Below are 12,004 nucleotides of genomic sequence, written 5' to 3' on the forward strand. Positions count from 1 at the left end.
GTCAGCCGATCCCATTCACGAATTCGAGCAGGCGTCCTGCCGCGCTCACGCGGGTTGTGGAAGAAATGCGCGCAGCAGACCAAGGAACTCTTCTGGCCGTTGTGAGTGCACCCAGTGGCCCGCCTGTTTGACCGTCGATTTCCTGACGTTCGGAAACAGGGAACGCATAACCGGCACGACTTCGTCGGTGACGTACTCCGAGCGGCCCCCAGCGATCCAGAGGGTCGGTCCGTTGAACGTTGCGCCCGACTGATCGGGAAACTCCGCAATCTTCGGCAGGGATGCGTACAGCAGCGCAAGATTGGGCTCCCAAGTGAACCCGTCAGCTTCACGACGGAGGTTCTGCATCAAGAATCCGCGCACGGTCGAGTTTGGAATGGGTTCTGCCAGCGCGGCGTCGGCGTCGGCGCGGCTCGCGATCGTGTCGAGATCCAACGCACGCAAACTGCCGAGCAGGTGCTCGAACTCCGAGCCGGTGCGCGAGGAGTCCGCCGGCGCGATGTCGACGATGACGAGACGGTCGATGAGTTCGGGATGCCGCAGCGCCAACAGCATGGCGATTTTGCCGCCCATCGAGTGCCCCACGAGGTGAAAGGGCACCTGCAGCTCGTGACGCAGTGCAGTGGCGACAGCGTCGGTGATCTCTGCATAGTCGAAGGTTTCGGTCCAGGAGGAGCTGCCGTGGTTCGGCAGATCGACGAGCACGGACCTGAACTCGGGCTCCAGCCCCTTCGCGATGGTGAGGAAGTTCTTGCCGCGACCCATGAGTCCGTGGAGAAACACGACTGGAGGAGCACCGTCGGCTCCGATGGTCTGCAACCTAATCTGATCCGTCGTCACTCGCCCAGCCTAACGTCCGAGTAGCCGTGCCCTCCCGTGTCCGTGTCGGATGTGCTCTGTAGGCTCAGGACCATCGCATCGAAGGAGTAGCAATGCAGCACATCATTTTAGTACCCGGTCTTTGGCTCGACGGCTCAGCATGGAACAGCGTCGAGAGTGCATTGCACGGTCAGGGCTTCACGGTGACCTCAGTGACGCTGCCGGGGCAGGGTCTCGGAACCAGTGCTTCGACACTGCAAGATCAGCTCGATGCGGTCGTTGCAGCAATTGACGCCTCGGATGCCAACGCCGTTCTCGTCGGCCACTCTGCGGCATCCACGCTCGTCTGGCTCGCAGCGGACCGCCGGCCGAAGCGCGTGGAGCGCGTTCTGATGGTCGGTGGTTTTCCCGCAACCGGAGGCGATGAATACGCGGCTTTCTTCGACATCGAAGACGGACTCATGCCCTTCCCCGGGTGGGAGCCGTTCGCGGGCCCCGACTCCGACGACATGGATGACCGGCTCAAGCAGACTGTTGCAGCCGACGCGCATCCCGTTCCCGAGGGCGTCGCAAAAGGCAAGGTCGAGTACCTGGACGAGCGGCGCAGAGAGATTCCCGTTGTTCTCGTGTGCCCCGAGTACAGCCCAGAGGACGCGCGGGCCTGGCTGGAGGCCGGCGACATGCCTGAGCTCAGCAGTGTGAGTTCCGTGTCATTCGTGAACATCGACTCCGGACACTGGCCGATGTTCACGCGTCCGAAGGAGCTCGCGGCGATCATCGCCGCCTCATCCTGACGGGCCCAGCCCGTCAGCGAATTCTGAACGCGGACTCGCCCTTCGGGTCGATGTCGATGACGTCGACGTGGGTGACCTTCGCCCATGACGATCCGCTGTGCAGCCACGAAAGGTATTCTTCGACTGCCGCGGGGTCGCCTTCGACTTCGGTCTCAACCGTGCCGTCGTAACGGTTTCTCACGGTGCCGGAGACACCGAGCCGCACGGCCTCGGCGCGCGCGGATACCCGGTAGCCGACACCCTGCACGGTTCCGTAGACGACCGCGCGCTTTCGCACCGTTCCAACTTCTGCAGACACAATGCCATGGTAACGACCTGCTCGAGCGGGAGTACAGCTCGCTACGATCGACCTATGCGCGAACGGAAGTCCCCTCTCGGTGGTCGACGGCCCGGTGCCGCCGAGCTGTCGGATTTCGCAACCGCCAATCCGGATGCGCTTGACGATGTGCTTCCCAGCGACGGCCGTCGTCTGCGCTTACTCATCGTCGGCATCAATCCGGGGCTGTGGACCGCTGCGGTGAACGCCCCGTTCGCGAGACCCGGCAACAGGTTCTGGCCGTCGCTCCATCGAGCGGGCCTCACCGATCGACTCGTCGACGCCTCCACCGGTTTGCGCGAAGAAGACGAGCGAGCTCTGCTCGCTGCCGGCATCGGCATAACCAACCTCGTGGGCCGAGCGACGGTGCGAGCAGACGAGCTCACGAAACAGGAGCTACGGGATGCAGGCGAGAAGCTGATACAACGTGTGCAGACGCTCCGGCCCGCGACCGTTGCGATCGCCGGCATCACGGCGTACCGGACGGCGTTCAATGCACCGAAAGCGAAGCTCGGTCAGCAGCACGCCGATGCTCTCCCCGCCTGGCCCGACGGAACGGCCCTGTGGGTCGTACCGCAACCCAGCGGCCTCAACGCGCATGAGAATGTGGATTCGCTTGCAGAAAAATGGCGGGCCGTGTGGGAAAGTTCTGGGTAAGGCTGAGCTGATTCACCGTTTCTGCGCTCGCCACTGCACGACGCCGGCAATCGCATCGGCCAGCGCCACTGTGCCTGCAAGCCGTCGACCGGCACGAGTTGGAGCCCACTTCGCATAGTGGCCGCAGGTAGCAACCCACGCCGCGTTGACGGCCGCTGCGTTGCGGAGATCGAGGTCGTCCTGTTGTTCGCGGCCCGCGCCGCGCAACAGCATGATGCTCGTAACCGCGAGCGCAATCGCACCGATAGCTCGAGCGTTTCGGCCCAGCCCGATGCTTCGGGCGACTGCGCCGCTACCCGCAACGAGCACCGCCCCTGCTCCGCACGCGACGCCGTCAACGGCAAGAATTACCCTGGCTCGTTCCTGCCGACTGCGCTCCCGCCGGCCCGTGAACAACCCCATACCCGATCTCCTTCACGTCAACGAACTTCGGCATCAAACACTGTGTGTTCCTATTCAATCAACGATCCGCTGAGGAGTCACTACGGATATCCGGAAGCATCGAAGCGGGCTCAACAGCGTTGAAATCGCCAGGTTCTCCACAGGCCGCGCATCAGCGGCTCTTCGCGACATCGGGTTGTCCCTACGCTGCGTGACATGGATGCAACAGAACACCGAACACGACGCGTCAGAATCAGGTTCGGGCTACCGGCGGAGCACGGCTGGGCACCCTCTGCGGCGGAGTGGTTGTGGGCAGAGGAAATCACGGCAGGCACGTATACGATTCTCAATGCGCCCTTCTTCCAATACGACATCGGCGTCGGTGACATCGTGGAGGCTCGTGAGCAGCCGCACTGGGAGGAATCCTGGGATCCCTTCTTCCGCGGCCCGGAAGAACCGCCCCACCTGCACTTCGCCGGGCTTGCCGTTGACGGAAGGCACGACACCTTTCGCGCCGTCGTTCTGCCGGACGGCCCGTTCGCGGGCGACCCGCAGCGCGCGTCCGACTGCTTCCACGGGTACGGTCTGTGGATCGAGGGGGCGAGCTGGTTTCCGAACCCGATGTTCTCGCTCGATGTGCCGCCGGATGCCGATTTGGATGCGGTTCTGGCGCTGCTGGAACGTCACGAGAGAGAGGGTGCATGGATGTGGGAGTGGTCGAAGCGGAGCGGTCGCTGATCGGTGACTCACCGCGGCTGCGCTGTTAGCCTGGCGACGTAGGGGAGGATGCCGGAGGCTGATCATGAACGCGCCAGACAAGACACCGTTCGAACGCGTTGCTGCTGCGATGCGCGCTGTTCCGCGCGTGGATTTTCTGCCGAGCAAAATGCGAAATCTCGCCGACGTCGACGGTCCGTTGCCGATCGGAGAAGACCAAACCAATTCGCAGCCCAGCACCGTCGAAATCATGCTGCAGCTACTGGATGTGCGTTCCGGTGATCGGGTGCTCGACGTCGGCGCGGGCTCCGGTTGGACGACGGCGATGCTGGCTCACCTGGTCGGCGATAAAGGGCGAGTGCTCGGCGTCGAACGGCAGGAGCGGTTGATCCCGCCGGCACGGGCCGCGCTGGGCAGGTACGCGGCGGAGCGCGCATCGATCGTGCCGGCTCATCCCCACGTCCTCGGCTTGCCGGAGGAAGCACCGTTCGACCGCATCCTGGTCTCGGCCGAGGCGCTAGGGCTGCCGAACTCACTCGTCGAGCAGCTGGCAGAGACCGGGATCATGGTGATTCCGGTGGACGGCGTGATGCACCGCGTGCAACGGTTAGGTGACGAAGTCGCAATCAGTCGGCACGGTCGGTTTCGCTTCGTGCCGTTGATCGAGCCGTAACGCTTCGTCTCAGTCGCCAACGGCCTCGATCGCAGCTGCGGCCGTCGGGTCTGCCCCTTCGAGAAATTCACTGAGCCGATCCACTTCGCCGGATTCGCCGATGCGTTCCGCCGCTCGCCGGAGTGCGTAGAGGCAGCGCAGCACGCCGCGATTGGGCTCGTGGCTCCACGGGACCGGGCCGCTCCCCCGCCAGCCGGCACCCCGGAGGGCGTCGAGGCCACGGTGGTAGCCGACGCGAGCGTACGCATAGGCCTCGAGCTCGCTGCCCTCTTCCCATGCGTGATCCGAGAGTTCGACCCACGCGAGGGGAGACTCCGGGTGCGCTCGAACGACCTGGGAGGGAGGCTCGCCGTCGGCCAGCGCGTTCACGACCTCCCGTTCCTCTGGCAGCAGCGTCGGGTCGGGCTGGAGCAGGTTCTCACCGATCATGCGGGCAGTCTATCGATTCGGCTTCGATCAACGTCAATGGTCGTGATCCGGCACTTCACCGAGACCCTCGCCCGGCTCGACGACCACGAACTGGCCCATGAGCCCGGCATCCTCGTGCTGCAGCAGGTGGCAGTGATACATGTACGGCACATCCGGATTCGCGAAATCCTCGAAACGCATGAGCAGTCGATACTCTCGATGCGGCTCCAGATAGATCGTGTCTTTGCGTCCTGACAGCTCAGCGGGAGGCGCTTCGCCATCGATCGTCAGCACTTCGAACTGCACGTCGTGCACGTGAAAGTTGTGCGGATTGAGCTCGCCGTTGCGCACCGACCAGATCTCCGTGGAACCCATTTCGACGACCTCGTCGATGCGAGACATATCCATTTCGGCGCCGTTGATGCGCCGTCCGTTGAGTTCGAATTCGCGCTCAACCGTTGCGTCGGCCTCTGCGAGCCCAACGTCGTCGTACGTCCATGCAGGTTCGTCCGACGCTTGCAGCTCGTCTGCCGCGCGTAACTCGAGAACGTCGAACTCGTCCTTCTCGCCGGCTGCGAATCCCGCGGCCGGGTTGCCCAGATCGGGCGGGAACGAACGCAGCATCGCGCGCTCGCCCGGCTCCATCTCGACCACGATTTCGGCGCGTTCGCCCGGGCTCAGCCTGATTTCATCCAGCACGACCGGCTCCGGCATCAGGCCGCCGTCAGACGCTACGAGCGTCACGCTCCTGTCCTCGAACCCGAACGAATAGGTTCGCGCCGTCGAACCGTTGAGGAGCCGCAGCCGGACGCGATCGGTCGTGACGTCCCAATAGGCGCCGATGACGCCGTTGGTCATGACGATGTTGCCGAGGAGGCCGACTTCGGTGCCGTCGCCGCCGAGCCGATCGTGAAGAACCTGCCCGGTTTCCAAGTCCACATCGCGGTCCTGCACGATGACGGGAATGTCGTCGACACCGTATTCCTGCGGAAGAGCAGCTGCCGATGAGTGTTCGTCATCGAGGAGAAACAGCCCGGCAAGGCCCTGATACACCTGCTGCTCGGTCGCGCCGTGCGGGTGCGGGTGGTACCAGAGTGTCGCGGCAGGTTGATCGATCGTCCAGCTGGGCTCCCAAGTCTCCCCCGGAGCGATCGGCTGGTGCGGGCCACCGTCCATGTCAGGCGGGAGGTGCATCCCGTGCCAGTGCACTGTGGTTTCGTCGCTCAGCTCGTTCGCAATGCGAAACGCGACCACTTCACCCCGCTCGGCACGCACGGTGGGGCCGAGAAACGATCCGTTGAATCCCCTCGTTGCGGTCGTATCGCCGCCCGTGAACGCTGTCTCGCCCTCCTGCGCCGTGAGTTCGAACACGCGCACTCCGTTCTGGGCGGTCGACTCGGCGAGAGGAGGGATCACCAGGGGCGTTTCGAATTCGACGGAGTCGACCGGCGACGTGCTCGGAGCCAAACCGCACCCGACAAGCAGCGCCGCGACCGCGCCGGCAACTGCGATCGAACGCAGCGGTCTATGAGGACTCATCGCGGGAGGAGCCGCTGAATGCCCAGTGCGGCCAGACCCGCGAGCGCGCCGACCCCTGCGGTAACGGCAACCGTATACCAGGCGAAGAAGACCAGCGGTGTCACCATGATGGCGTTGGCCGTCAGGTAGAGAAGGCCATAGCCCGTGCCCGCAAGCGTGAGTGTCAGTACCGGCCGGGCGACGCGCGCAAAGCCGACGACGCCGACCCATACTGCGAGCGTGACGCCGATAATGGCGAACGCGCGCACGGGGCCGTCGAAGCCGAGCACCCCGGAGAGCGGCCACAGCAGAGCGATCGCCGCCAGGGGAAGAACGACACCCCAGTGCAATTTGCCACCGCGCTGTGCGGAGTTCGTGTCTGCGCCGTGAGGACGGTACGGGTTGAGAATGACGTTGTGAGAAGCTCGTTGATTCATACTTCTATCGTCGAGAAACCTCTTCGCTATGCCATCGGCCCACGGTCGCGCGCGCTCATGCCTACGTGCGACACCGAGTGTCGCTTATGAACGACATGCAAGGTCAAGAGACGTCTCCAGCTGCGATTGCGTCCCAGGTGACGAACACCGATTCCTGATCGATAACCGCGCCAAGGGATCTATAGCTCGCGAGGGCGGCCTCGTTGGCTTGCTCGGTGCCTGTCCACATACCGGTGCAACCGCGCTCGATTGCTTCTGCGTGCAGCGCAAGGAGCAGTGAGCGCGCTACACCACGTCTGCGCCACGCCGACTCCACGCCCAATTCGTAGATGAACATTTCGGGTGCTTTATCAGGATGACGCATCTCAACACCCGATACGAATCCGACGGCACAGTCTTCTGCCGTCATCGCCATCAACAGCAGATGTCCCTCTCTTCGCAGAAAGTCCTCCGCCGACTCCGGTGTCACTGCGTGATCGAACACGTGAGCGTTCTCCAGCAGTGTGGACGCATCGGTCACATTCCTGACCGACCAGCCATTCACGGCCGACTCCGCACCGCCGCACCGGCATCCTCGAACGTTAGGGCGATAGCGGTCAGTCTCGCGTTGTAGTCGCGCCACCACGCCTGCTGCGCTGCCGGCATATTCGTGTTGCCGGACCGTAGCCCGACCTCACCGTCGATGCGCTCGCGAATGATGTCGGCATGACCGGCGTGCCGCGCCGTCTCCGTTGCGACATGGACGAGGATGCGATGCAGCGTCACTTCCCGCCTGGCATGATGCCACCACGGCACAGTTCCCAAGGCATCCAGTGCCAGCGCATCGATCGTGGCGTCTGCATGAGCCCACGCCTGGCGGTAGAGGTCGACGATCCACGTCGCCGGCTCGTCGGCCGTCGCGAACATATCGGCGTTTTCCTCCGCGTCGTCGTGCATCCACGGTAGATCCGGGCCCGGTCGCCCGAAACAGTCTCCGAAGTATCCGAACTCGATGCCCGCAAGATGCTTCACGAGCCCCAGCAGGTTCGTGCCGGTCTCAGTATGCGGCAGACGGAGTTCGCGCTCGCTTAGACCTTCGAGTTTCCAGAGCACCGCGTCCCGGTTCTCCTGCAGATAGGACAGCAGCATTGCCTTCGCATCGTTGTGCATGAACTCACGCTACTCGCGATCGAAGCCTCACGCGACGAGATGCGCGACCATGGCGCTGATCAACCCGAACACGAGCAATCCCAGCCCCAGCAACATTGCTGCAATACCCGCATACGCGACGACTCGTCGGATTCGCGGCACGGGCGCGCTGCCACCGTCTTTGCCGAGAAGCGCCCCGCTGGTGCCTACCGAGCCGAACGCAAGGGCCGCGAAGCGCAGATCCACCTGCGTCGCCCTGTAGAGCCCCTCCAAAGCTTCTACGTCGGCGAGACGAAACCACAAGGCAACGACACCGCTTGCGAGTCCTATGAGGGCCGCGGGGACAAACAGCGCCGGGTGCGCTACGAAAGAACGCAGCTTAGCGATGAACCCGGGCTTTGCTCGGTGCACCGAGTCATCCGAACCGCTCATAGGGCATGTCTACCGCGTGCGCCTGAGTATGCGTCGAACGCACCGACGGATTTCTGCCACGCGGGCGCCCCGCGATTTACTCGCTGGAGAACGCCCACATTACGCCGAAGCGGTCGAACACCTGGCCGTACCAACCACCCCACGGCGCTTGCTCGAACGGCATGCCGATCGTGCCGCCGCCATCGAGCAGCTTCTGAATGTACTCACGAGCTTCGTCCGCTGTGTCGGTCGTGTACAGCAGTGAGTACGCTGTGCCACGCACGGGGTAGTCGTTCCCGTCGTCCATCGCGTCACCGCCGGCGATGACACCGGCACTCGTCGTGAGCGTCGAGTGCGCCACGGCGTTCGGGTCGGGCGTGAAGGGCATCCCTTCCATCGGCGTGTCCCCGTAGCGCGTGATCTCCAGTTCTCCTCCGAAGACAGCGTGCCAGTGCTCCATGGCTTCGGCCATCGCGCCCGGTAGCGCGATATAGGTTGCGATTGACTGTGCCATCGTTGACTCCCTCGTCGTCGGAATACGGCAAATTCAGTATCCTCCTCTGCTTGTGAAATCGAAAGCCCCTTGCTCGCTGATACGCTCCCCGCCATGGAAGCTGCCGCGGCTCACGGAGAACTCGCCGATATCGGGGCGGCCCCGACGCACACCGAGGTGGAACACCATCTCCTGCAGCTTGGCTGGACCCAGTGCGGTGCCGGCGACTGGGCGATTGCACTGGCGGACCCGCGCATCCCGGCTGCTGAACGAAGATTCATGACTGAGATCCCACTCGCGTATTCCGGCCCGTGGAGATCCGAGGAACGGGCTGCGTTCGGGCGGACGATTCTTGCGGCAGATGAACGCACCGGGCACAACTAGCCATCGCCCTCACCGCTCTCACCGGCACGCTTACCACGCGGAACGAACGGCCAAGAAGATTGATCGAAGCGTAGAGCGTGGTGGCGGGCAGCTGGCTCCCCGCGATTACCCTGTTCGCTATCTGGTCACCCGGCACGGAAAAGAGGTCGTTCCGAAGGTCCGCAACAGGATGGTGGAGACGGTGCGGTCGACGAGCTTATCGAGAGCCCAGGGCTGGAAGCTCGTCTCGAAAGACGAAGCGGTCAGTATCGCCGTGCTGTGCGCTCATCCCGTGCACCCACCTCTCCCGTGGCCGACTCGCTGAGTTGCGCTTGTTGCGGCCCTCGCGCCTTGACAAGTGCGGACTGAACCCGATGGTGTCGGAGTATGCAGATTGAACGCCTCGCCCCCGTCCTCACCGTCGACGACCTCGCAACAGCGATTCGGGAGTACACGGACGTGCTCGGGATGCACGTGGTGATGGATTCGGGATGGGTCGCGTTCCTTGCTGATAACGAGGGGCGACAGCTTGGTCTCATGACGACCGACCTGACAGCCCCCGTGAATCCCGATGTTTCGGTGTTCGTCGACGATGTCGGGGCCGCGCACGAAAACGCCCTTGGTGCTGGGCTCGAAATCGTGCACCCGCTGACCTCGGAGCCTTGGGGCGTGCGGCGCTTCTTCTACCGCGATTCCTCGGGCGCCGTCGTCAACGTCGGAACGCACATCTGACGCTGCGCCCGCGCACTTGCAACGGCAATGGCTCGGCGATCACGCGAGCGCGAAAAGCCGCGCTACGCAGTTCGCCACTGTGCGAGTTGCGTACTCGAGACGTCGCTGAGCCACATCTGCCAGAGCGGGCCGAACGAGACGCGACGGACGCCCAACGCCGTCAGCGCGGCCAAGTCGCCCGCGCCGTGCCCGTTCACAGGATGCGCGGTCACGTTGACCGGCACCGAGACGGCCTGCACGAGTTGGGTTATCTGATCCGCAGTCGACAGCCCGACCGGATACACGGAGCGCGCTCCCGCCTGTTCAAGGAGCTGTACGCGTGCGACGGCCTCCTCGAGCGGGTTCTGGAAGACGTTCTCACCGAGTTTGATGGCATCCGTGCGGCCGTTGATCACGAAATCGACTCCGGCCGTATCTGCCGCGCTGCGAACAGCCGCGATGTAGTCGGCGTACTCCTGTCGTTCGCGAACTCGCTTTCCTTCCCCGTGCACGACATCCTCGATGTTCGCGCCGACAGCACCGACTTCCAGGAGGCGACCGACGAGCTCCTCAGCAGCCAAGCCGTACCCCGACTCGACATCCACGCTCACCGGTACATCGACGGCGTTCGTGATGCTGCCCACGACATCGAGATACGCCGAGAACTCCATGTGCTCGCCGTCGGCGCTGCCGATCGCGTCGGCAACGGGGTGGCTGCCGATCGTGAGCGAGCGGAATCCCGCATCCGCAGCGAGGCGCGCGCTCCAGGTGTCCCAGACGGTAGGGAGCACAAGCAGTTCACCCGAATCGTGCTGCTTCGCCAGTGCTTTTGCAAGTCGGGCTACATCGGACATGGCTTCCTCCTCATGGCTTCACACGAGCATATCCAGTGGTCCGTTACTCGTGAGCCGGCGTCATGACTTCCAACCGGTTGCCGAAGCCGTCTCGGGTGTGGAACCGTACATAACCATCGAAGGAGTCTCGTTCCGCCCACGAGACTTCGTAGCCTCGCTGCTGAACGCGCCCTGCCGTGGCCTCCAGAGCAGCTAACGAGTCGCAGACGAGACCGGGATGCGCCTTCTGCGCAGGGACGAAAGGCTCGTCCACGCCCAGATGAATCTCCGCCGTGACGACGTCACCGTCGAACGCCCTGAACCAGCATCCGCCGCGGCCCTGCAGGGCAGCGGGCTTCTGCACTTCTTGCAGACCGAGGGCGTCACGGTAGAAGCTTCTTGCTTCCTCTTCTTCGCCTCGAGGCATCGAGACCTGTACGTGGTGGAGCTGCATCGGATCCTCCCGGCGCTATCTCGACGTCAAGATACTGTCAGGCTATCGAACCGACTTGCGTTTGCTCGAGGTCAAGCATCCGCGAAGACACCGAGCCGGTTGCCGCTCGGGTCGGTGAACTCGAACCGGCGACCGCCGGGAAACTCGTATGGCGGCACCGCGATCGTTCCTCCGGCGCCTCGCACAGCATCAACCGTAGCGTCCAGGTTTTCGGAGAAAAGCAGTACGAGAGGTCCTTGGCTACTAGGGTCCGATGCAGTGTTCAGACCTCCTATTTCACCGGCTCCATCCGGCGGTTGCACGCCGCTGTAGGTGGGGCCGTAATCATTGAACTTCCAACCGAACGCCGACTCGTAGAAGGCCCGTGTCGCGGCGAGATCGGTAACGCCCAGCTCGATGTAGCTGATGGTGTGATGCGTGGGGACGGGCATCTTGACTCCTCGGATAGCTGCTGCTGATGCTCTTCGCAGTATTGCAGGCGCCTCCGACTCGCAGCGCGCGTGATCGCCGTCGTTCTGAACAGAGTCCGGCGCGGCTCACGCATTCAGATCTTTGAAGTATCTGGCCACGGGCCAACGCACGAACCCCTCTGCTTCGTACAAGTCTCGTGCCGGTGTGTGGCCGCCGTCGCATCCCGTCTCGGCCATGACCATCTGCATTCCCGCGTGTGCTGCCCGTTCGTACGCGCGCTCCAGGAGCACTCTGGCGATCCCCGTTCGCTGATACGCAGGAGCCGATGGTCGACACCGTTGCCGTGTACGAACACCAACGGGATGCCGTGCCCGCGCCTGACGATGAACGGGTCCGGCTTCGCCTGCTCAACGCTACGGTCGGAGTCGTTTATGCTCGAATGGGACATCGGCGTTGATACTACCGACGCGGGGAACGCGC

Annotated in this window: 19 protein-coding genes and 1 pseudogene; 6 read left to right on the top strand and 14 right to left on the bottom strand. The window is 63.7% G+C overall.

The window, feature by feature from the left end; all coding sequences use genetic code 11:
* Positions 1 to 45: 45 nt before the first annotated feature.
* Positions 46 to 840 carry an alpha/beta fold hydrolase gene (locus tag Q0O95_RS00900; RefSeq protein ID WP_293694422.1) on the bottom strand — a complete coding sequence of 265 codons (795 nt, stop codon included), beginning with the start codon at positions 838 to 840 and terminating at the stop codon, positions 46 to 48.
* 92 nt (positions 841 to 932) lie between these two features.
* On the opposite strand from Q0O95_RS00900, the gene Q0O95_RS00905 reads away from it, so the two are divergent.
* The gene (locus Q0O95_RS00905) at positions 933 to 1,613 is read left to right on the top strand and encodes an alpha/beta hydrolase (RefSeq protein ID WP_293694424.1); all 681 of its coding nucleotides are present in this window, start codon (positions 933 to 935) and stop codon (positions 1,611 to 1,613) included.
* 13 nt (positions 1,614 to 1,626) lie between these two features.
* On the opposite strand, the gene Q0O95_RS00910 is transcribed toward Q0O95_RS00905, so the two are convergent.
* Entirely contained in the window at positions 1,627 to 1,911 is a 285-nt protein-coding gene (locus Q0O95_RS00910) for an acylphosphatase (protein WP_293694426.1), read from the bottom strand.
* Between the two features lie 54 nt (positions 1,912 to 1,965).
* Between Q0O95_RS00910 and Q0O95_RS00915 the strand changes: the two genes are divergently transcribed.
* Positions 1,966 to 2,586, top strand: a complete 621-nt coding sequence (locus tag Q0O95_RS00915; RefSeq protein WP_293694428.1) for a mismatch-specific DNA-glycosylase — start codon at positions 1,966 to 1,968, stop codon at positions 2,584 to 2,586.
* 12 nt (positions 2,587 to 2,598) lie between these two features.
* On the opposite strand, the gene Q0O95_RS00920 is transcribed toward Q0O95_RS00915, so the two are convergent.
* A complete protein-coding gene (locus Q0O95_RS00920; RefSeq protein WP_293694430.1) occupies positions 2,599 to 2,988 on the bottom strand; it encodes a hypothetical protein in 390 nt (129 codons plus the stop codon).
* A gap of 195 nt (positions 2,989 to 3,183) precedes the next feature.
* Here Q0O95_RS00920 and Q0O95_RS00925 point away from each other — a divergent pair, with 195 nt between their 5' ends.
* A complete protein-coding gene (locus tag Q0O95_RS00925; protein WP_293694432.1) occupies positions 3,184 to 3,705 on the top strand; it encodes a DUF4265 domain-containing protein in 522 nt (173 codons plus the stop codon).
* Between the two features lie 64 nt (positions 3,706 to 3,769).
* Complete coding sequence (locus Q0O95_RS00930; RefSeq protein WP_293694433.1) at positions 3,770 to 4,357, top strand: methyltransferase domain-containing protein; 588 nt, start codon at positions 3,770 to 3,772, stop codon at positions 4,355 to 4,357.
* A gap of 9 nt (positions 4,358 to 4,366) precedes the next feature.
* Here the strand turns inward: Q0O95_RS00930 and Q0O95_RS00935 are convergent, their stop codons facing one another.
* The 7 genes from Q0O95_RS00935 to Q0O95_RS00965 form a co-directional block, all read right to left on the bottom strand.
* Positions 4,367 to 4,786 (bottom strand): DUF3151 domain-containing protein, encoded by a 420-nt coding sequence (locus Q0O95_RS00935; RefSeq protein WP_293694434.1) that lies wholly within the window; start codon positions 4,784 to 4,786, stop codon positions 4,367 to 4,369.
* 33 nt (positions 4,787 to 4,819) lie between these two features.
* On the bottom strand, positions 4,820 to 6,304 hold the full coding sequence (locus Q0O95_RS00940) for a multicopper oxidase domain-containing protein (protein WP_293694436.1): 1,485 nt from the start codon (positions 6,302 to 6,304) through the stop codon (positions 4,820 to 4,822).
* Positions 6,301 to 6,720 (bottom strand): hypothetical protein, encoded by a 420-nt coding sequence (locus Q0O95_RS00945; protein ID WP_293694438.1) that lies wholly within the window; start codon positions 6,718 to 6,720, stop codon positions 6,301 to 6,303. The genes Q0O95_RS00940 and Q0O95_RS00945 overlap by 4 nt, the downstream gene beginning before the upstream one ends.
* A gap of 103 nt (positions 6,721 to 6,823) precedes the next feature.
* Positions 6,824 to 7,264: an N-acetyltransferase gene (locus tag Q0O95_RS00950; RefSeq protein WP_293694440.1), complete on the bottom strand. Its 441-nt coding sequence runs from the start codon at positions 7,262 to 7,264 to the stop codon at positions 6,824 to 6,826.
* Positions 7,261 to 7,869: a DinB family protein gene (locus Q0O95_RS00955; protein WP_293694442.1), complete on the bottom strand. Its 609-nt coding sequence runs from the start codon at positions 7,867 to 7,869 to the stop codon at positions 7,261 to 7,263. The genes Q0O95_RS00950 and Q0O95_RS00955 overlap by 4 nt, the downstream gene beginning before the upstream one ends.
* Positions 7,870 to 7,896: 27 nt before the next feature.
* Complete coding sequence (locus Q0O95_RS00960; protein WP_293694444.1) at positions 7,897 to 8,280, bottom strand: hypothetical protein; 384 nt, start codon at positions 8,278 to 8,280, stop codon at positions 7,897 to 7,899.
* A gap of 76 nt (positions 8,281 to 8,356) precedes the next feature.
* Entirely contained in the window at positions 8,357 to 8,773 is a 417-nt protein-coding gene (locus tag Q0O95_RS00965; protein WP_293694445.1) for a VOC family protein, read from the bottom strand.
* 93 nt (positions 8,774 to 8,866) lie between these two features.
* Here Q0O95_RS00965 and Q0O95_RS00970 point away from each other — a divergent pair, with 93 nt between their 5' ends.
* Positions 8,867 to 9,136: a hypothetical protein gene (locus Q0O95_RS00970; RefSeq protein WP_293694447.1), complete on the top strand. Its 270-nt coding sequence runs from the start codon at positions 8,867 to 8,869 to the stop codon at positions 9,134 to 9,136.
* 366 nt (positions 9,137 to 9,502) lie between these two features.
* Positions 9,503 to 9,847, top strand: coding sequence for a VOC family protein (locus Q0O95_RS00975; protein WP_293694448.1), 345 nt, complete (start codon positions 9,503 to 9,505; stop codon positions 9,845 to 9,847).
* A 62-nt stretch (positions 9,848 to 9,909) separates the two neighbouring features.
* On the opposite strand, the gene Q0O95_RS00980 is transcribed toward Q0O95_RS00975, so the two are convergent.
* From Q0O95_RS00980 to Q0O95_RS00995, 4 genes and pseudogenes are all read right to left on the bottom strand, one after another.
* A complete protein-coding gene (locus Q0O95_RS00980) occupies positions 9,910 to 10,680 on the bottom strand; it encodes an isocitrate lyase/PEP mutase family protein (RefSeq protein WP_293694449.1) in 771 nt (256 codons plus the stop codon).
* A 43-nt stretch (positions 10,681 to 10,723) separates the two neighbouring features.
* Positions 10,724 to 11,113: a VOC family protein gene (locus Q0O95_RS00985; protein WP_293694451.1), complete on the bottom strand. Its 390-nt coding sequence runs from the start codon at positions 11,111 to 11,113 to the stop codon at positions 10,724 to 10,726.
* 71 nt (positions 11,114 to 11,184) lie between these two features.
* Positions 11,185 to 11,544, bottom strand: a complete 360-nt coding sequence (locus Q0O95_RS00990; RefSeq protein ID WP_293694453.1) for a VOC family protein — start codon at positions 11,542 to 11,544, stop codon at positions 11,185 to 11,187.
* 105 nt (positions 11,545 to 11,649) lie between these two features.
* A pseudogene (locus tag Q0O95_RS00995) lies at positions 11,650 to 11,835 on the bottom strand (GNAT family N-acetyltransferase); the annotation flags it as partial.
* Between the last annotated feature and the right edge of the window lie 169 nt (positions 11,836 to 12,004).

It is taken from the genome of uncultured Agrococcus sp. (assembly GCF_945915485.1).
GTDB lineage: Bacteria > Actinomycetota > Actinomycetes > Actinomycetales > Microbacteriaceae > Agrococcus.